This window comes from Streptomyces olivaceoviridis (assembly GCF_014650115.1).
GTDB classification, from domain to species: domain Bacteria; phylum Actinomycetota; class Actinomycetes; order Streptomycetales; family Streptomycetaceae; genus Streptomyces; species Streptomyces olivaceoviridis.
Map to the genome: position 1 here is coordinate 399,890 of NZ_BMUI01000006.1, position 18,157 is coordinate 418,046.

An 18,157-nucleotide genomic window follows, 5' to 3' on the forward strand; every position below is an offset into this window, starting at 1 on the left:
GACACCCGGTCACGCTAATGGTGATTCAGGTCACACCGGGAGGGGCGGGAAGGGTGATTCCGGTGCACGGCCGGAAGCGGGCCCGCGCCGGTCCTACTCCTCGTCCAGGCCGCGCTCGATCGCGTACCGCACCAGCTCCACCCGGTTGTGCAGCTGGAGCTTGCCGAGGGTGTTCTGCACGTGGTTCTGCACCGTGCGGTGGGAGATGACGAGGCGTTCGGCGATCTGTTTGTAGCTCAGGCCCTTCGCCACCAGCCGCAGCACCTCCGTCTCCCGGTCCGTCAGCCGGGGCGCGCCCGGTTCGTCGGCGTCCGGCGCGGGCGCGGGCTCGGCGGCCAGCCGCCGGTACTCGCCGAGGACCAGCCCGGCGAGACCCGGCGTGAACACCGGGTCGCCGACGGCGGTACGGCGCACCGCGTCCAGCAGTTCCTCGGTGGAGGCCGACTTCAGCAGATAGCCGGTCGCACCGGACTTCACCGCCTCCAGCACGTCCGCGTGCTCGCCGCTCGCCGAGAGGACGAGGACGCGCAACGCCGGGTTGTGGCCGACGAGTTCCTTGCACACCTGGACGCCGGGCTTGGCGGGCAGGTTGAGGTCCAGCACGAGGACGTCGGGGGCGGCGGCCTTGGCACGGCGCACCGCCTGCTCGCCGTCGCCGGCGGTGGCGACCACCTCGAAGCCGGACTCGGCCAGGTCACGGGCGACCGCGTCACGCCACATCGGGTGGTCGTCCACCACCATGACCTTGATCGGGTCCTGCTGTGTCATCGCTGCTCCGCCTTCTTCCCCCGCGCCCGCACGGCGCCCTTCGGTACCTTCAGTTCCACTTCCGTGCCCTGGCCGGGCACGGAGACGATCGCGGCGCTGCCGCCGAGGTCGCGCAGCCGGCCCCGGATCGACTGGGCCACCCCGAGCCGGCCCTCGCCCTCGGCCTGCGCCAGCCGGCCCTCGGGGATGCCGGGGCCGTCGTCCCGGACGGTGACGACGATCTCGTCCGGCTCGTCCTCCACCAGGATCCAGGCCCGGCCCTCCGCCCCCGCGTGCCGGCGCACGTTGTCCAGGGCGGCCCCGACCGCGGCGGCCACCTCGCGGGCCGCGGCCGACGGCAGCAGCACCGGGGCGCCGGGCTCGGCGAGGCTGACCCGGGCGCACGCGTACCGGGCGAGCAGGGAGCGCAGGTCGACCGGGCCGGCCGGGTCCTCCTCGTCGGGCTCCTCCACCGCGCGGACCACCGCGCCGGCCGCCAGGTCCTCCGAGGCCCGGGACACCGGGACCAGGCCGCCCGACACCAGCGTGCGCAGCGCCACCTCCTGCTCCCCGGCCAGCCGGCCCAGCTCGGCCGCCTCGCCGCCGAGGGCCGCGCCCCGGCGCTTCACCATGGCCAGCACCTGGAGCACGCTGTCGTGGATGTCCCGGGCCAGCCGCTCCCGTTCCCGGGTGGCGGCCTCGATCTCCAGGGCGCGGGCGAGGGTGCGCTCGGAGGCGCGGGCCACCTCCACCACGTAGCCGATGGCGATGGAGGCCACCCAGACGAGGATCACGTTGTGCACGGTGTCCCGGGCCGGGTGGCCGCGCTCGACCAGGTTGACGGCGGCCACGGCCGTGGAGGCGACGGCCGCCCAGCGCCAGCCGCCCTTGACGGCGAAGGCCAGCACCGCGCCCGCCGTCCATATCGAGGGCAGGGTGGGGCCGCCGCCCGCGATCCGCTCGTGGCTGTCGGCGACCGGGGTGAGCAGGATGCCGACGAGGGCGACGGCCAGGTCGGCGGCCAGGAAGCGCCGGGTGCAGCTCGCCGCGCCTGCCACCTTGGGCAGGGTGGCGAGGGTCCACACGACCAGGACGGCGTAGTAGGCGACGGCGACCCAGGGCCGCACGAAGTGGTCGTACGCGGTGGCGCACAGGCCGATCGCGTACAGCATGGTCAGGACGCGGTAGCCGGCGAGCGCGCGCCACAGCGGCAGCTCGACCGACATGCGCATGACGCGTTCACGCTTGGGCATGTCCCCCGGTTCCCCCCGGTTCCCCCGTGTGCCCCGTCTAGGACTCGGCCTGCTCCTTGCCGGCCTGTTCCGCCTCCTGGGCCGCCTTCGCCGCCTTCTCGGCCTTCTCCGCTTCCTTGGCCGCCTTCGCCGCCTCCGCGATCTGCCGCTTGGCGGCGGTCGCGTACATGTCGACGTACTCCTGGCCGGAGAGCTTCATGATCTCGTACATGACCTCGTCGGTCAGCGCCCGCAGCACGAACCGGTCGTGCTCCATGCCCTGGTACCGGCTGAAGTCCAGGGGCTTGCCTATGCGGATGCCGGGCCGCATCAGCTTCGGCACGACCTGGCCGGGCGGCTGGATCTTCTCCGTGTCGATCATGGCCACGGGGATGACCGGCGCGCCGGTGGCGAGGGCCACGCGCGCGAGGCCGCCGGGCTTGCCCCGGTACAGCCGCCCGTCGGGCGAGCGGGTGCCCTCCGGGTAGATGCCGAACAGCTCGCCGCGCTCCAGCACCTCTATGCCGCTCTTGATCGCCGCCTCACCGGCGCCGCGCGCCCCGGAGCGGTCCACCGGGAGCTGGCCGACGCCCTTGAAGAAGGCGGCGGTGAGCCGGCCCTTCACGCCCGGGGTGGTGAAGTACTCCGCCTTGGCGATGAAGGTGACCTTGCGGTCCAGCATCACCGGCAGGAAGAACGAGTCCGAGAAGGACAGGTGATTACTGGCCAGGATGGCCGGGCCCGTGGCCGGAACGTTCTCCAGGCCCTCCACCCATGGCCTGAAGGCGACCTTCAGCGGCCCTCCGATGGCGACCTTCATCGCGCCGTACAACACCCGTGTGCCTCCTGTTTCCGTCGAACAGACCTTAACCCGGAGTACCGTCAATGAGCCCGACGACCCTGGTCGGTGTCAGTGCGGTCGCGTACGGTGAAGCACATGCCAGTTCTCCCCGGAGCCGAGCCGTACCGCCACGAGGGCGGTGAGGTGGGGGTTCTCCTCTGCCACGGCTTCACCGGCTCGCCCCAGTCGCTGCGCCCCTGGGCGGAGCATCACGCGGCCCACGGCCTGACCGTCTCCCTGCCGCTGCTGCCCGGCCACGGCACCCGCTGGGAGGACATGCAGCTCACCACCTGGCAGGACTGGTACGCGCAGGTGGACCGTGAACTGCGGCTGCTCTCCGAGCGCTGCTCCCGGGTGTTCGTCGCGGGCCTGTCGATGGGCGGGGCGCTGGCCCTGAGGCTCGCGGCCCGGCACGGCGAGCGGGTCGCGGGCGCGGTGGTCGTCAACCCGGCCAACAAGGTGCACGGCCTGTCGGCGTACGCCCTTCCGGTGGCCCGGCACCTGGTGCGGACGACGAAGGGCATCGCCAGCGACATCGCGAAGGAGGGCGCGGCCGAGCTGGGTTACGACCGGGTGCCGCTGCACGCGGCGCACTCGCTGCGGGTGTTCCTGCGCCGGCTGGACGGCGAGCTGCCCCAGGTCACGCAGCCGTTGCTGCTGCTGCGCAGCGCCCGGGACCATGTCGTCCCGGCGGCCGACTCGGCGCGGGTGCTGAGCCGGGTGTCGGCCACGGACGTCACGGAGATCGTGCTGGAACACAGCTACCACGTGGCGACGTTGGACAAGGACGCGGACCGGATCTTCGAGGAGAGCCTCGCCTTCATCGGCCGGCTCGCACCCAGTGTCGGCAAGGAAGGGACGGCCGCAGTTGGCTGAGCACGACTCCGACCGTGAGGACCGCGAGGGCCGCGAGGACCGCGAGGGCCAGGGCGGTCACGAGGCCCGGGAGCCGGACCGGCAGGAGGTGCCGTTCGACGAGGACGCCGCCTGGCGCGCCATCGTCGCCGGGTACGGCGAGGAGCCGCCGGACCCGCCGGGCACCCGGCCCTTCAAGCCGGTCGAGGATCTCGCGCTGCTGGAGAAGAACGTGGCGAAGGACCAGGAGGGCGAGTCCCGCGGTGAGCCGGAGGACTCCGCGGACCCGCAGCCCGCCCGGCCGCTGGGCGGCTCGGTCTCCTTCGCGCCCGCCATCGGCCCGCGGGACCACACGCCGCCCGAGCCGTCCGACGACGACTTCGACGAGGACGACGAGGGCCACTTCGTGCCGCCGGAGCCGCCCCCGCTGCCGACCTCGGACACGACCGCCAGGTTCGCCTGGCTCGGTGTGGTCGGCGGCCCGGTCCTGCTCCTGCTGGCGGTGCTGCTCGGCTGGGACATGACCTGGTGGCTGGCGACCCTCGGCATCGGCGGCTTCCTCGGCGGCTTCATGACGCTGGTGACGCGGATGCGGACGGACGACGAGGACGACGACGACCCGGGGCGCGGCGCGGTGGTCTGAGCCGGCTCAGGCCGGGATCCTGAGGGCGGCGAGGACCGGGAGGTGGTCCGTGGCCGCCCTCAGGTCCGCCTCGCGCACGCCCGGCTGGTCCAGGGGCACCCCGCAGCCCAGCACCTCGATGCCCTTGGTCGCGAAGACCGCGTCGATGCGCCGGCGGGGGTCGGCGGGCGTGGAGGTGAACTCGCCGCCCCAGGGAGCGGTCGTACGGCAGTCCTGGAGGGTCCCGGCGAGCCGGCGGAAGGTACGGCCGTCGGGGCCCTCGTTGAGGTCGCCGCCCGCGACGGCGTGCTCGACACCGAGTCCGGCGAGGCGGTCGAGGAGCAGGCCGCCCTGCTCGTGGCGCTCGTCCCGCTGGAGCGACAGGTGGCAGCTCAGCACGCCGAGGCGGGTGGCGCCGAACCGGACCACCGCCGTGGCGAAGCCGCGCCGGTGGAGGCCGGGGGTGAGCGGGAGGAGGACGTCCTCCGTGCGTTCGACGGTGGCGCGCAGGGAGCACAGGATCGCCGGTCCCGCCGCCGTGGCGCCGCCGGTGAGGATGACCTGGCCGGAGGCCGCGGCGAGCCGCGCCAGCTTCTTGCGCCAGCGGAAGAACCGGGGGGCCTCCTGGACGAGGACCAGGTCGGGGGCGCAGGCGGTGATGACCCTCGCCAGAGCGTCCGTGTCGTCGCGCATCGAGCGGATGTTGTAGCTCAGGACGCGGATGCCCGCGGAACCGTCGGGCTCTGTTGCGGAGTTGGGGAGCAGCGCCATGTGGATCAATGTACGCCCAGTGGGCCGGGGCGCGAGGTGCGTGGGTGACCGCCGCGGCTTCGCGGCCGGTCGCGCGCACGCGGCGGAACCGCACGTCCGCACAGCCCCGCGCCCCTTCGGGCACTACATGATCGGGTCGGGTTCCCGGGCCAGGTCCGCCGCGCCCACCATGCCCGCCTTGTTGCCCAGCTGGGCCGCGATCACATCGGCGACCGGACGCCAGTTGCCGCCGACCAGCCAGCGCTTGTAGGACTTGCGGATGGGGTCGAGCACCAGTTCGCCCTCGTCGGACAGGCCACCGCCGACGATGAAGGCGGACGGATCGAAGAGGGAGGCCAGGTCGGCGAGGCCGGCGCCGGCCCAGCGGGCCAGCTCGCGGTAGGAGTCCACGGCGACGGGGTCGCCCTGGCGGGCGGCCATGGAGATGTGCTTGCCCTCGATGCCCTCCGGGGTGCCGTCGCCCAGCGAGAGCAGCAGGTCGGCGTTCTCCGGGGTGGCGTTGGCGCGCTGCTTGGCGTAGCGGACCAGGGCGCGGCCGGAGGCGTACTGCTCCCAGCAGCCCTGCGAGCCGCAGCCGCACAGCAGGCCGTCCGGCACCATCCGGATGTGGCCGAACTCGGCGGCCACGCCGAAGTGGCCGCGGCGCAGCTTGTTGCCGATGATGATGCCGCCGCCGAGGCCGGTGCCGAGCGTGATGCAGATGACGTTGCGGTGGCCCTTGCCGGCGCCGAACTTGTACTCGCCCCAGGCGGCGGCGTTGGCGTCGTTCTCCACCACGACCGGGAGGCCGGTGCGTGCCTCGACCTTCTCCTTGAGCGGCTCGTTGCGCCAGTCGATGTTCGGCGCGAAGTACACCGTGGAGCGCTGCCGGTTGACGTAACCGGCCGCGCCGATACCCACGCCGACGATCTCGTGCCCGGCGCGCGCGCCCTCCACCGCCGAGGCGATGGCGTCCACGATGGCCTCGGGCGTGGTGGGGGTCGGCACCTTGAAGGTCGAGAGGATGTTGCCTTCCTCGTCGACCACGCCGGCCGCGATCTTCGTGCCGCCGATGTCGACGCCGATGGTGAGTCCCATGAATCCCTCAGTTTCGGTCGAGCCCCGCTACGGCCAACCGTACCCGAGGCCCTGCCGTGCGAGGGTTTCAGTCCAGGTCGATGCGCTCTCCTGGACCGGTGCCCTCGCCCGGGTCGCGCGGGTCCTTCCGGTCCCGCGCCGGGTCGGCCGTGCCGGTGGTCCAGCGGCGCTCCTGGGCCTGGACGGCGGAGCGGTAGGCGGCGAGCAGTTCGCCGCCGGCCGCGGCCAGGTGGTCGAAGACGTCCGGGTTGCGGTCTATGACGGGCTCGACGGCGGCCTTCGCCTGCTGGACGACCTGCCGCACCACCTGCTGGGCGGCGGGTCCGGCGAGGCCGCCGAGGAGCGGTGACTGGAGGCCGGCCAGCTTGTCGGCCACCGTGTCCACGAGCTTCTTCAGTTCCTCGGCCGCCGAGCCCGGCGGCGGGCCGTGCTCGGCGCGGCGGCGGGCCTGCTCGGCGGCGAGGTCCTCGGCGGCGGCCGTGGCCCAGGCGTCGGCGTCGGTCGCCTTCGCCGGCTCCTCCGGGGTCGGGTCGGGTGCGGGAGGCTCTTCGCTCATGGCGGCTCCTGACTACGGTTCGCCTTTACGACGTTACCCGAACGGGCGCATCCGGTTCACCGTCCGGCGGCGGGCCACAGGTCCGGGTCCGGGGCGAACCGGATGCGCAGCTCGCCGTCCCGGAGCCCGGCGCCGGCGACGGTGCAGCGGCGCAGGGCGGAGGGCAGCGCGACGATCCGGCGGAACGGGCCCGCGGTGATCAGGAGTTCGTCGCCGCGCCGGACGAGGTCCAGCTCGTCCCGTATCGCGCCGGGCAGCGGGAGGTGCCAGACGAGCACGCCGTCCTCGGCGAGCCGGTCGGTGACGGGCCACCCGACCGGGGTGGTCTCCGGGTTGACGCCGGGCACGGCGAGGGCGGTGAGGTCGTCCGGGCCGTGCGGGTCGTGGCCGAGGTGCGGGACGGGGTGGACGTCGTACGACTCCCGCCAGTCGGCGAGCGTCTTGCGCTGCTGGGCCAGCAGCGAGGAGAGCCAGCTGTCGGGGGCGGTCTCGGGCAGGGCGCGGTTGGCGATCAGGGACTCGGTGCGCAGGGCGCGCAGGGCGAGGCCGAGGGTGGCGGCGCGGACGGCGTCGGCACCGGCCGGGCCGGGCTCGGCGACCAGGCGTACGGCGGTGTTCCGGTCGGTGAGGACGGCCTCGACGGCGGCGAGTTCGACGTCCCAGCGGGCCGCCGTCTCGTAGAGCCAGTCGGCGGGCATGGGGACGCCGGCGAGCCGGCCGAGGACCGGGCGCAGGGCGCGGGCGGCCTGCCGTTCGGGCGGCAGGAGGCGGCGCAGGTAGCGGCGCAGTTCCTCGGGCAGGGCGAGCAGGGCGAGGGCCTGCGGGAGGGGCGGGAGGTCGACGACGAGGAGGTCGTACCGCTCGGACAGGGCCGCGTCCCGCAGCGCGCGCAGGAAGGACAGTTCCTCCGCGCCGGGCAGCGGGGTGACCTCCTCGGCGTCCAGGCGGGCGGCGCCGAGGAGGTCGAGGACGTTCGCGGCGCGGGTCTGGAAGGCGGTGAGGTCCTGGCGGAAGCGTTCGGCGGCGTCGGGCCGCCAGGCGCTGAGGTGCTCGGTGACCTCGGCGGGGACCGGTCCTGTCGCGGTGCCCAGGGCCGTGCCCGGGGTGTCCGTGCGGTCGGCGCTCAGCAGGAGGGTGCGGTGGCCCTCGCGGGCGGCTTCGAGCGCGGTGGCGGCGGCCACGGTCGTACGACCGCTGCCGCCGGGGCCCGTGATCAGGATGGTGCGCATGACGGTGAACGGTACCGTCGAGCGCGGGGGGCGGACGGAGGCGTCTACTTCTCCCCCGACTCCACCCTCTTCTTCAGACCCGCCAGTGCCCGGTCGATGATGACCTTCTCCGCCTTGCGCTTGATCATGCCCAGCATGGGGATCTTGACGTCGACCGTGAGCTGGTAGGTGACCTCGGTGGCGCCCGCGCCGGCCGGCTTCAGGAGGTAGGAACCGTCGAGGGAACGGAGCATCTGGGACTTGACGAGGGTCCAGGAGACCTCGTGGTCGCCGGTCCAGGTGTAGGCGAGGGTCTGGTCGTCCTTGATGGCGCCGGCGTCCATGACGAGGCGGACCTGTTCGGCGCGGCCCCGCTCGTCCGTGGCGAGGACGTCCGCCTCCTTCACCTCACCGGTCCAGTCCGGGTAGCGCGCGAAGTCGGCGATCACCGCCATGACGTCGGCCGGAGCCGCCTCGATCGTGATGCTCGAACTGGTGTGTTCCGCCATCGCGGTGGCTCCTCCAGATGCGGGCCGGGTGGGAGAGGTTCGTGTGCGCCGGGCTGCGCACGTGTGTGCAGCGTGAAGGCTACCGCGCCGCCGACCTGCCGCCTTCACCGCGCCTGCCGGAGCTCACCATTCGAGTGCCCAGGGGGTGCCGGTCCCGGCGAAGTGCCCCACGTTCACGCACTCGGTGGCGCCGATCCGCATCCGGCGGACCAGCGGCTGGTGCACGTGCCCGAACAGGGCGTACCGGGGCCGGGTGCGGCGGATGGCGTCCAGCAGGGCCCGGCTGCCCCGCTCGAAGCGGCGGGCCACGGTGTCGTAGACCAGTTCGGGCACCTCCGGGGGGATGTGGGTGCACAGGACGTCGACCTCGCCGACGGCCTCGATCTTCGCCGCGTACTCCTCGTCGCTGATCTCGTACGGGGTCCGCATCGGGGTGCGCAGGCCGCCGCCGACGAAGCCGAAGGTCCACCCGCCGATCTCCGCCCGCTGGCCGTCGAGGACCCTGGTGCCGGGCCGGGCGTACTCCGGCCAGAGCGTCGGCATGTCGACATTGCCGTAGGTGGCGTACGTCGGGGTGGGGAACGCGGCGAACAGCTCGGCGTACTGCTTGCGCACGGCCTTCTCGATGGCCGTGGCCCGGTCGGCGCCGATCCCGGCCCACAGCCGGGCGCCGAACGCGCGGGCCTCCTCGAAGCGGCGGGCGGTGCGCAGCTCGACGATGCGGTCGGCGTTCTCCTTGCCGAACAGGTCCGGGAAGATGCCGCGCGCGTGGTCGGCGTAGTCGAGGAAGAGGACGAGGTCGCCGAGGCAGACCAGGGCGTCGGCACCGTCGCCGGCCCGGGCCAGGTCTCGGGCGTTGCCGTGCACGTCGCTGACCACATGGACGCGGGTCCGCCGGGTGCCGGAACGTGTGGATGCCATGGCGATCAAGCGTAGGCGCGTGCGGTCCAGGTGAACAGTGCCGGTCCGGCCTGCGGTTACTCGCCGGTCGGTTCGGCCGTGGACTACTGTGCGCGAAGGAACGCCCACGTGTGTGACGCAGCGAACATCTCGCCGGGACCCCCTGTCGTAGAAGCCATACCGGCGGGTAACGTCCGGGCAGTCCAGTCGTGCTCGGGATTTCGACATGTGAATCCTCATGTTGCTCCGGAGCACCTGCCCGAGCCTTGGACCGCACCGTCGCATCGCACAACGTCGTGGCGCCGGCGCCCTATGAGGAGCAGCAGTCTTGCGCGAGTTCAGCCTTCCGGCTTTGTACGAGGTCCCCGCGGACGGGAATCTGACCGACATCGTCCGCAGAAACGCCGCGCAGCATCCCGACGTCGCCGTGATCGCCCGCAAGGTGGGGGGTGGCTGGCAGGACGTGACCGCCCGAGAGTTCCTGGCCGAGGTGCGCACGGCCGCCAAGGGTCTCATCGCCTCCGGGGTGCAGCCGGGCGACCGGGTGGGCCTGATGTCGCGGACGCGCTACGAGTGGACGCTGCTGGACTTCGCGATCTGGAGCGCGGGCGCGATCACCGTGCCGGTGTACGAGACCAGCTCGCCGGAGCAGGTGCAGTGGATCCTGTCCGACTCGGGTGCCACCGCCTGCGTCGTGGAGCTGGACAACCACGTGGCGGCCGTGGAGGCGGTGCGCGAGTCGCTGCCCGCGCTGAAGCACGTCTGGCAGATCGAGGCCGGGGGCGTCGCGGAGCTGGGCCGGCTCGGGCAGGACGTGTCGGACGCGACGGTGGAGGAGCGCAGCTCACTCGCCAAGGCCGACGACCCGGCGACCATCGTCTACACCAGCGGCACGACCGGGCGCCCCAAGGGCTGTGTCCTCACCCACCGCAGCTTCTTCGCCGAGTGCGGGAACGTCGTGGAGCGGCTGCGCCCGCTGTTCCGCACCGGCGAGTGCTCCGTCCTGCTCTTCCTGCCGCTCGCGCACGTCTTCGGGCGGCTGGTGCAGGTGGCGCCGATGATGGCGCCGATCAAGCTGGGCTGCCTCCCGGACATCAAGAACCTCACCGACGAACTGGCCGCGTTCCGGCCGACGCTGATCCTCGGTGTGCCGCGGGTCTTCGAAAAGGTCTACAACGCGGCGCGGGCCAAGGCGCAGGCGGACGGCAAGGGCGCGGTCTTCGACAAGGCGGCGGACACCGCGATCGCCTACAGCAAGGCGCTGGACAGCCCGTCGGGCCCGTCGTTCGGCCTGAAGCTGAAGCACAAGGTCTTCGACAAGCTGGTCTACAGCAAGCTGCGCGCGGTCCTGGGCGGCCGGGGCGAGTACGCCATCTCCGGCGGCGCCCCGCTGGGCGAGCGGCTCGGGCACTTCTTCCGGGGCATCGGCTTCACGGTGCTGGAGGGCTACGGACTGACCGAGTCCTGTGCGGCGACCGCGTTCAACCCGTGGGACCGGCAGAAGATCGGCACGGTCGGGCAGCCGCTGCCCGGCTCGGTGGTGCGGATCGCCGACGACGGCGAGGTGCTGCTGCACGGCGAGCACCTGTTCAAGGAGTACTGGAACAACCCGGGCGCGACGGCGGAGGCGCTGGCCGACGGCTGGTTCCACACCGGTGACATCGGCACCCTCGACGAGGACGGCTATCTGCGGATCACCGGCCGGAAGAAGGAGATCATCGTCACGGCGGGCGGCAAGAACGTGGCCCCCGCGGTGATCGAGGACCGGATTCGGGCGCACGCGCTGGTCGCGGAGTGCATGGTGGTCGGCGACGGGCGGCCGTTCGTGGGCGCGCTGGTCACCATCGACGAGGAGTTCCTGGGCCGCTGGTGCGCCGAGCACGGCAAGCCGGCGGGCTCCACCGCGGCGTCGCTGAGGGACGACCCGGATCTGCTCGCGGCGATCCAGGAGGCCGTGGACGACGGCAACGCCGCGGTGTCGAAGGCGGAATCGGTGCGGAAGTTCCGCATTCTGCCCTCCCAGTTCACGGAGGAGTCGGGCCACCTCACCCCGTCGCTGAAGCTCAAGCGGAACGTGGTGGCGAAGGACTACTCGGCCGAGATCGAGGCGATCTACGCCAAGTGAGGGGCGGCGGTCCACGCCCGGTGATCCGGGCGGTGCCTCATGGCGCGGTGTCCTCGGCGAGGACCCGCGCCATGGTGCGTTCGGCGAGGGCCGTGATGGTGACGAAGGGGTTCACGCCGATCGACCCGGGGACGAGCGAGCCGTCGGTGACGTACAGCCGTGGGTATCTCTTCACCCGCCCGTAGGCGTCGGTGGCCCTGCCCAGCACGCAGCCGCCGAGCGGGTGGTAGGTGAAGTCGTCCGCGAAGACCTTGTCGCCGGAGCCGAACAGGTCGTACCGGTAGATCGTCGCGTTGGCCGCGTTGATCCGGTCGAACAGTTTCTTGGCCATGCCGACGGAGACGGCGCTCTGGGCGGCTGTCCAGCCGAGCCGCACCCGGCCGGAGGAGGCGTCGTACGAGAACGTCGCCCGCTCGGGGTTCTTGGTGATGGCGAGGTACAGGCTGATCCAGTGCTCGAAGCCCATGGGCAGCGGTGCGATCTCCGCGAAGACCGGGTTGTCGGCGTTGGCCCAGTCGTCGATGCCCATGACGGGCATGGTGGCCTGGTCGGCGCCGACGGTGTCCCACAGGTGGTTGGCGCGGCCGAGCATGGTGTTGCCGTTGGTGCCCCAGCCGGCGCCCACGGCCGGGTCGAGGTCGGGCAGGGTGCCGGTGTCCCGGGCGCGGACGAGGAGTTCGGTGGTGCCGAGGCTGCCGCCGCCGAGGAAGAGGTACGTGCAGCCGTACTGCCTGGTCTCCACGACCGCGCCGGTGTCGTCGATCCGGTCGGCGGTCAGGACGTACGAACCGTCGCTCGCCCGGGTGACCGACGTGACCTTCTCCAGGGTGTGGATCGTGACGTTGCCGGTGCCGAGGGCGGCGGCCAGGTAGGTCTGGTCGAGGCTGCGCTTGCCGTGGTTGTTGCCGTAGATGACCTCGCCGGCGAGCGCGGACTTCTCGGCCGTACCGGCGGCCTCGCGCCGCATGTGGCCGAAGTCGTAGACGTTGGGGACGAAGGTGGTCTTCAGGCCGGCGTTGGCGGCGGCCTTCCGGGAGGTCCGGGTGAACCGGTACCACTCGGTCGACTCGAACCAGGCGGGGTCGACGGAGTTGACGCCGAGCATGGCGCGGGCGCGTGGGAACCAGGTGCCGTACATCTCGTCGGCGTCCACGGCCGGGAACTGCTCGGTGAAGTAGGACCGGGGCGGGGTGACCGCCATGCCGCCGTTGACCAGGGAGCCGCCGCCGACGCCCCGGCCGACGTAGACGGACATGTGGTCGTAGTGCACGCGGTCCAGGACGCCCGGGTAGGGCGTGATGGCCCTGTTGACCACGTCCAGCCAGAGGAACGTGGCGAGCGGGGCCTCGGTGCGGGTGCGGAACCACATGGAGCGCTGGTCGGGGGCGGTGGTGGAGCAGAACACCTTGCCGTCGGCGCCGGCGGTGTTCCACAGCCGGCCCATCTCCAGGACGAGCGTGCGGATGCCGGCCTGGCCGAGGCGGAGGGCGGCGACCGCGCCGCCGTATCCGGAACCGACCACGATCGCGGGGGAGTTGTCGACGGCGGCCGGTTCGACGGCCCGCGCGGACTGGAGACCGATACGGGTGAGACCGAGGGTGGCGGCGGTGTGCAGTGCGGCCACCCCGAGGATGTGACGCCTCGTCAGTTTTGCTGTCATGCGGCCAGCATCGGCGGATTTTCGGATTCCGCCCAGAGTGCCGGCACGGTTCAGAGCAACGTCTTCAGCCGCTCCGCCAGCAGGTCCCAGCGCCACCTCTCCTCCACCCACCGCCGGCCCCGCTCCCCCATGCGGCGGCGCAGTCCGGCGTCGGCCAGCAGCACCACGATCCGTTCGGCGGTCTGCTCCACCGAGCCGCCCCGGACCACCCAGCCCGTCTCGCCCTCCAGGACCGCGTCCGGGGCGCCGCCCGAGTCGCCCGCGACGACCGGCAGGCCGGTCGCCGACGCCTCCAGGTAGACGATGCCGAGGCCCTCCACGTCCAGGCCGCCGCGCCGGGTGCGGCAGGGCATCGCGAAGACGTCCCCGGCGCCGTAGTGCGCGGGCAGCTCGGACCAGGGCACGGCGCCGGTGAAGCGCACCGAGCCGGCGACCCCCGTCTCGTGGGCGAGGCGGCGCAGGTCCTTCTCGTACGGTCCGCCGCCGACGATCAGCAGCACGGCGTCCGGCTCGGCGGCCAGGATGCGGGGCATGGCCCGGATCAGGGTGTCCTGGCCCTTGCGCGGGACCAGCCGGGAGACGCAGACGACCACCGGGCGGTCGGTGAGCCCGAGCCGGGCGCGGACCTCGTCGCCGCCGGAGGCCGGGTGGAAGGTCTTCTCGTCGACCCCCGGCGGCAGCTGCGCCATCCGCGAGGCCGCCTGAGGCGTGAGGGCGGTCGCTATCCGGGAGCGGGTGTACTCGCCGAGGTAGGTGATCGTGTCCGTGGACTCGCCGATCCGGCGCAGCAGCTGCCGGGCGGCGGGGAGCTGGGCCCAGCCGGCCTCGTGACCGTGGGTGGTGGCCACCAGCCGCTCGGCGCCGGCCTTCCGCAGCGCCGGCGCCATCAGGCCCAGCGGTGCCGCCGCGCCGAACCACACGGACGCGCACCCGTGCTCGCGGAGCAGCCCGACCGCCCGCCGGGTGGCCCCCGGGGTGGGCAGCAGCATGGTCGTACGATCGCGTACGACGGTGAAGGGCTGCTCGGCGTCGAAGGCGGCGGTGGCCTCGGCGCCCTCCCGGCCGCGCTTCCAGGTGGAGGCGTAGACGACCAGCCGACCGGGGTCCAGGCGCAGGGCCATGTTGTGCAGGAATGCCTGGATGCCGCCCGGCCGGGGCGGGAAGTCGTTGGTGACGATCAGGGTCTTGTGCATCGCCGCCGACCCTACCGAACGGAGCGTTCGAGGTCGGGCGCGGCCGAGCCTGTGGCATGCGCACAGGTGTGCACGCCATCATGGACGCTCGCAGCGGATGCGAACGGCACGGCGATCGACGCGGGAACCGGACGGCAGGGGAATCAGGTGGAGACGAAGGGTGCCGGGCGGTCCCTGGCATGGCTGCTCGCGACCTGGGCCGTCACCCGTGCGCTGCTGCTGCTGTTCGTGTTCCGGGTGTTCGCGTTCCCGGGCCCGGACGTCACCTCGGACGTGTCGGTGATCTACCGCGGCTGGTACGAGGTCCTGCGTCAAGGAACGTTTCCGCTGGACGACGTGACCTGGCAGTACCCGCCCGCCGCGGCCCTCCCCGTCCTCTCCCCCGGCGTCCTGCCCTTCCTGTCGTACGCGCACGCCTTCTTCGTGCTGGCCTGCCTCGCCGACGCCGTCGTGCTGGCCCTGCTGCGGTACGCGGGCGGACGGCCGGACCGGTCGCCGCGCGGGGCCTGGGTGTGGGTGGCGGGCGTGCCGCTGCTCGGGCCGACGGTGTACGCCCGCTACGACGTGATGGTGACCGCGGTGGCCGTGGCGGCGCTGCTGGCCGGGACCCGGCACCCGCGGGTGATGGGCGCCCTGACGGCCTTCGGGGCGCTGCTGAAGGTGTGGCCGGCGCTGCTGCTGGTCGGTGCCGTGCGGCGGCGCGCGTGGGCGGCGGCGGCGGTGACCGCGGCGGGTCTCGCGCTGCTGTTCGCGGTGTCCATGCCGGGCGCCTTCGCGTTCCTGACCTTCCAGCGGGACCGGGGCACCGAGGTGGAATCGCTGGGCGCCCTGGTCTTCCACGTGGCCCGGCACTTCGGCTGGCGGGGCGAGGTGCTGCTGAACTACGGCTCGATCGAGTTCCTGGGCCCGCACGTCGACCAGGTCAGCACGGCCGCGCTGGCGCTGACCGGGGCCGCGTTCGGCTGGCTGCTGCTGTGGCGGCTGCGCGCGACCCGGTTCGCGCCGCACACCCTCGCCGACGCGGCCCTGACGGCGGTGCTGCTGTTCACGGTGACCAGCCGGGTGATCAGCCCCCAGTACCTGGTGTGGCTGATCGGCCTGGCCGCCGTGTGCCTGTCGTACCGGGCGAGCCGCATGGGACCGCCCGCGCTGCTCTGCCTCCTCGCGTCCTTCGTGACGGTCCTGGAGTTCCCGCTGGGCTTCTCGCACGTGGTGACGAGCGACTGGTACGGGGTCACGCTGCTGGCGGTGCGCAACGGCCTGCTGGTCGCGGCCACGGTCACGGCGGCCCGTCGGCTGTGGCGCGCGACCGCCCCGCCGTCCGCGACCACCCCCTTCCCGCCCCGGACCACCCGCGCGACACAGACCCCGGTGTCCTCCTGACGCGGGCGGCCAGGGCGGTCGTACGGCCGCCTCCCGCGCCGGGTGCCGTCCCTGACCGGGCGGGGCCGCGCCGAGCAGGCCGCCGTGGTCAGCCGAGGCGGGTCGTGATGTAGTCGCGCCAGCGCGTGGTGAACTGCCCCGGTGTCGTCCCGAGCACCTTCTCCAGTGCCTCCCGCACCGCGCCCGCCCGCTTCCCGTGGGCGCCGACGGCCCGGTAGAAGGCGGCGAGCCGGTCCGCGCCCCACCGCTCGGCGATCATCCGGCAGGCCAGCCAGCCGCCCTCGTAGGCCCGCGCGAGCCGGCTCGGCTCGCGGGTGAAGGCGAAGTCCCCGTCGCCGGGGAGCGCGTCGGGCGCCTCGCCGTCCTGGACGGCCCGGGCCAGTTCCGGCGCGATCTCGGCCGGGGTGCGGCCGGTGCCCAGATAGCCGATCCAGTCGGCGTAGCCCTCGGAGAGCCACAGCGGGGTGGCGGCGGTGGTGTCCGCCCGGGTGGCGACATGGGTCGTCTCGTGGGTGAGGACGACCTGTTTGCCGGCGTCCCCGAGCACGGCGTACGCCTCCGGGTTGACCAGCACCCGGTCCGCCGGCGACCGGCCGGAGCCGCCCGACTCGCCCGTGGTGACGGCCGCGATGCCCCGGTACTCGGCGGCGGGCGAGCCGAGCAGCGCCGCCATGCCCTCAAGGGACGGGGGGACGAGGACGACGATCCGGCGGCTCCAGTGGCGGCCCCACGCCCCGGAGACGGCGGGAACCGCCCGGTCGGCCAGGCGCGCGTACGGCCGCAGGCCCGCGGCGGACCCCCCGGCGCCGAGCACCAGGCTGTGCGCGCCCTTGACTGCGGTCACCGTCCCCTGGTCCCACAACTGCTGCCCGGCCTTCCGGGCGGGCTTGTCGGCGGTGACGTACCAGTGGCCGTCGGCCGCGCGGCCCAGGGTGAGGGTGCGGCGGGCGTCGACGGGGGCCCCGTCGTAGCCGGCGACGCGGTAGCGCAGGTCGGCGTCGGCGGTGGCGCCCGAGGAGGTGCGGCGCAGAGCGGTGACCCGGTAGCTCCAGGAGGACAGCGGGAGGGCGCGCAGCCGGGGGTACTCGGTGCGGGTGCCGGTCGCGCCGTACGCCGTCTCGTCGTGGCCGAGCAGGGCCGCCGCGCGCCGGTCGAGCAGCCGCTGCACCTCGGCCCGCGCGGAGTCGGTCACCGTGTGCCCGCCGCACCCGGCCAGCGGCAGCAGCAGGGCGAGCCCCACGGCCCCGATCTCCCACGCCCGCCTGCGACCAGCCATTTCCCGATCGTACGGCGAGGAGGGCGGTCAGGGCCGGGTGACCGAGGAGACCGGCATCATCCCGACCGGGTCGTAGCGCACCGGAGCACCGGGATAGGGGGCGTGGATGACCTGGCCGTTGCCGGCGTACATCGCCACATGGCTGGCGTCGGAGCGGTAGACGACCAGGTCACCGGGGCGGGCCTGGGAGAGCGGCACCCGCCGGCCGGCGAACCGCTGCTCCTGCGAGGTGCGCGGCAGATGGACCCCGGCGTGCGCGTACGCCCACTGCATCAGGCCCGAACAGTCGAAGCCGGAGGGGCCGTTGGCGCCCCACACATAGGGCCGGCCGAGGGCGGAGCGGGCGGCGGCCAGGGCGGCGGCGGCGCGGCCGTCGGGGGCGGGCACGCCGCTCAGGCCGGGCAGGGCGGCGCGGCCGTCACGGGAGGCCCGGTCGTAGGCCGCGCGGTCGGCGGCGGGCAGGGCGTTGAGCAGCCGCCGGGCCCGGGCGAGCTTGCGCTCCACGGTCCGCTTGTGCGCGGCCACGGCCTCGCGGCTCTTCTCCAGCTCGGCGAGCTTCCCGGCCGCCTCCGCCCGCTCCTGCGCGAGGTCGCGCAGCGCCGACTGCAACTCCCCCAGCCGGCGGGTCTGCCGGGCACTGATGCGGTCGAGCGTGGACGCCTTGTCCAGGTAGTCGTCGGGGTCGGTGGAGAAGAGCAGGGCGACCGTCGGGTCGAGGCCACCGGAGCGGTACTGGGCACCGGCCAGCGAACCGAGCTGCTCCCGCAGGTCGTTGACGCGCTGCTGCTGCCGGGCGATGTGGTCCTGGGCGTCCCGGACCTCCCGGCGCAGCCGGCCGGCGCGCTCGTCGGCCTTGTCGAAGGCCTGGGTCGCCTTCTCGGCCTCCTCGTACAGGCGGTCCACCTCGGCCCGGGTGTCGGCGCCCGGCACGGCCTGGGCCGGTACGGCGCCGAGCGCGGCGGCGGCCGACAGCACGCACAGGGCGACGGCACCCCGGTCGAATCCGGACGGGGCAAGGCGACGATGGGACCCCACGGCAGTCCTCACTGCTGGCGGACACAGACCGTTTCCCCGGCGCCTGGGGACGGGGAGGCCCCGGCGCCGGGGAAACGCGGCAGACAGTAGCCGCGCGGACGGGCCGGGGCCAAAGACCTCGGAGTCAACACAGACTGACGCCCCGCCGCTGACGCAGGTCAACGGCG

17 protein-coding genes are annotated in these 18,157 nt (G+C 73.5%); 4 read left to right on the forward strand and 13 right to left on the reverse strand.

Annotated features, from left to right (window positions below; genetic code table 11):
* Positions 1 to 93: 93 nt before the first annotated feature.
* The 3 genes from IE273_RS15130 to IE273_RS15140 are packed head-to-tail and all read right to left on the reverse strand — an operon-like array spanning position 94 to position 2,799.
* Complete coding sequence (locus IE273_RS15130) at positions 94 to 768, reverse strand: response regulator (RefSeq protein WP_014672207.1); 675 nt, start codon at positions 766 to 768, stop codon at positions 94 to 96.
* A complete protein-coding gene (gene macS / locus IE273_RS15135) occupies positions 765 to 2,000 on the reverse strand; it encodes a MacS family sensor histidine kinase (RefSeq protein ID WP_189815677.1) in 1,236 nt (411 codons plus the stop codon). Before macS ends, IE273_RS15130 begins: the two co-directional genes overlap by 4 nt.
* A 37-nt stretch (positions 2,001 to 2,037) precedes the next feature.
* Positions 2,038 to 2,799, reverse strand: coding sequence for a lysophospholipid acyltransferase family protein (locus IE273_RS15140; RefSeq protein ID WP_189815719.1), 762 nt, complete (start codon positions 2,797 to 2,799; stop codon positions 2,038 to 2,040).
* Positions 2,800 to 2,916: 117 nt separating this feature from the next.
* On the opposite strand from IE273_RS15140, the gene IE273_RS15145 reads away from it, so the two are divergent.
* Positions 2,917 to 3,696 carry an alpha/beta hydrolase gene (locus tag IE273_RS15145; RefSeq protein WP_189815678.1) on the forward strand — a complete coding sequence of 260 codons (780 nt, stop codon included), beginning with the start codon at positions 2,917 to 2,919 and terminating at the stop codon, positions 3,694 to 3,696.
* On the forward strand, positions 3,689 to 4,318 hold the full coding sequence (locus tag IE273_RS15150; RefSeq protein WP_189815679.1) for a hypothetical protein: 630 nt from the start codon (positions 3,689 to 3,691) through the stop codon (positions 4,316 to 4,318). The genes IE273_RS15145 and IE273_RS15150 overlap by 8 nt, the downstream gene beginning before the upstream one ends.
* A gap of 6 nt (positions 4,319 to 4,324) precedes the next feature.
* Here the strand turns inward: IE273_RS15150 and IE273_RS15155 are convergent, their stop codons facing one another.
* From IE273_RS15155 to IE273_RS15180, 6 genes are all read right to left on the reverse strand, one after another.
* Positions 4,325 to 5,068, reverse strand: coding sequence for an endonuclease/exonuclease/phosphatase family protein (locus tag IE273_RS15155; RefSeq protein WP_189815680.1), 744 nt, complete (start codon positions 5,066 to 5,068; stop codon positions 4,325 to 4,327).
* 123 nt (positions 5,069 to 5,191) lie between these two features.
* Positions 5,192 to 6,145: an ROK family glucokinase gene (locus IE273_RS15160; protein WP_103815316.1), complete on the reverse strand. Its 954-nt coding sequence runs from the start codon at positions 6,143 to 6,145 to the stop codon at positions 5,192 to 5,194.
* 67 nt (positions 6,146 to 6,212) lie between these two features.
* A complete protein-coding gene (locus IE273_RS15165; protein WP_189815681.1) occupies positions 6,213 to 6,701 on the reverse strand; it encodes a DUF5304 domain-containing protein in 489 nt (162 codons plus the stop codon).
* A 56-nt stretch (positions 6,702 to 6,757) separates the two neighbouring features.
* Entirely contained in the window at positions 6,758 to 7,930 is a 1,173-nt protein-coding gene (locus IE273_RS15170; RefSeq protein WP_189815682.1) for an ArsA family ATPase, read from the reverse strand.
* A 44-nt stretch (positions 7,931 to 7,974) separates the two neighbouring features.
* On the reverse strand, positions 7,975 to 8,418 hold the full coding sequence (locus IE273_RS15175) for an SRPBCC family protein (RefSeq protein WP_014672216.1): 444 nt from the start codon (positions 8,416 to 8,418) through the stop codon (positions 7,975 to 7,977).
* Positions 8,419 to 8,541: 123 nt separating this feature from the next.
* Positions 8,542 to 9,339 (reverse strand): metallophosphoesterase family protein, encoded by a 798-nt coding sequence (locus tag IE273_RS15180; protein WP_189815683.1) that lies wholly within the window; start codon positions 9,337 to 9,339, stop codon positions 8,542 to 8,544.
* Between the two features lie 307 nt (positions 9,340 to 9,646).
* Between IE273_RS15180 and IE273_RS15185 the strand changes: the two genes are divergently transcribed.
* Positions 9,647 to 11,443: an AMP-dependent synthetase/ligase gene (locus IE273_RS15185; RefSeq protein ID WP_189815684.1), complete on the forward strand. Its 1,797-nt coding sequence runs from the start codon at positions 9,647 to 9,649 to the stop codon at positions 11,441 to 11,443.
* 37 nt (positions 11,444 to 11,480) lie between these two features.
* On the opposite strand, the gene IE273_RS15190 is transcribed toward IE273_RS15185, so the two are convergent.
* Entirely contained in the window at positions 11,481 to 13,103 is a 1,623-nt protein-coding gene (locus tag IE273_RS15190; protein ID WP_189815685.1) for a GMC oxidoreductase, read from the reverse strand.
* Between the two features lie 50 nt (positions 13,104 to 13,153).
* The gene (locus IE273_RS15195; RefSeq protein ID WP_189815686.1) at positions 13,154 to 14,296 is read right to left on the reverse strand and encodes a glycosyltransferase family 4 protein; all 1,143 of its coding nucleotides are present in this window, start codon (positions 14,294 to 14,296) and stop codon (positions 13,154 to 13,156) included.
* Between the two features lie 147 nt (positions 14,297 to 14,443).
* On the opposite strand from IE273_RS15195, the gene IE273_RS15200 reads away from it, so the two are divergent.
* Positions 14,444 to 15,679: a glycosyltransferase 87 family protein gene (locus IE273_RS15200; protein WP_189815687.1), complete on the forward strand. Its 1,236-nt coding sequence runs from the start codon at positions 14,444 to 14,446 to the stop codon at positions 15,677 to 15,679.
* Positions 15,680 to 15,767: 88 nt separating this feature from the next.
* On the opposite strand, the gene IE273_RS15205 is transcribed toward IE273_RS15200, so the two are convergent.
* Positions 15,768 to 16,955, reverse strand: coding sequence for a hypothetical protein (locus IE273_RS15205; protein ID WP_189815688.1), 1,188 nt, complete (start codon positions 16,953 to 16,955; stop codon positions 15,768 to 15,770).
* A 27-nt stretch (positions 16,956 to 16,982) separates the two neighbouring features.
* Positions 16,983 to 17,990, reverse strand: a complete 1,008-nt coding sequence (locus IE273_RS15210; RefSeq protein ID WP_189815689.1) for a C40 family peptidase — start codon at positions 17,988 to 17,990, stop codon at positions 16,983 to 16,985.
* Positions 17,991 to 18,157: the final 167 nt, after the last annotated feature.

Coding starts and splice junctions, on each gene's coding strand:
- IE273_RS15130 (WP_014672207.1), bottom strand. CDS start 768: ATGACACAGCAGGACCCGATCAAGGTCATGGTGGTGGACGACCACCCG.
- macS (WP_189815677.1), bottom strand. CDS start 2,000: ATGCCCAAGCGTGAACGCGTCATGCGCATGTCGGTCGAGCTGCCGCTG.
- IE273_RS15140 (WP_189815719.1), bottom strand. CDS start 2,799: ATGAAGGTCGCCATCGGAGGGCCGCTGAAGGTCGCCTTCAGGCCATGG.
- IE273_RS15145 (WP_189815678.1), top strand. CDS start 2,917: ATGCCAGTTCTCCCCGGAGCCGAGCCGTACCGCCACGAGGGCGGTGAG.
- IE273_RS15155 (WP_189815680.1), bottom strand. CDS start 5,068: ATGGCGCTGCTCCCCAACTCCGCAACAGAGCCCGACGGTTCCGCGGGC.
- IE273_RS15160 (WP_103815316.1), bottom strand. CDS start 6,145: ATGGGACTCACCATCGGCGTCGACATCGGCGGCACGAAGATCGCGGCC.
- IE273_RS15165 (WP_189815681.1), bottom strand. CDS start 6,701: ATGAGCGAAGAGCCTCCCGCACCCGACCCGACCCCGGAGGAGCCGGCG.
- IE273_RS15170 (WP_189815682.1), bottom strand. CDS start 7,930: ATGCGCACCATCCTGATCACGGGCCCCGGCGGCAGCGGTCGTACGACC.
- IE273_RS15175 (WP_014672216.1), bottom strand. CDS start 8,418: ATGGCGGAACACACCAGTTCGAGCATCACGATCGAGGCGGCTCCGGCC.
- IE273_RS15180 (WP_189815683.1), bottom strand. CDS start 9,339: ATGGCATCCACACGTTCCGGCACCCGGCGGACCCGCGTCCATGTGGTC.
- IE273_RS15190 (WP_189815685.1), bottom strand. CDS start 13,103: ATGACAGCAAAACTGACGAGGCGTCACATCCTCGGGGTGGCCGCACTG.
- IE273_RS15195 (WP_189815686.1), bottom strand. CDS start 14,296: ATGCACAAGACCCTGATCGTCACCAACGACTTCCCGCCCCGGCCGGGC.
- IE273_RS15205 (WP_189815688.1), bottom strand. CDS start 16,955: ATGGCTGGTCGCAGGCGGGCGTGGGAGATCGGGGCCGTGGGGCTCGCC.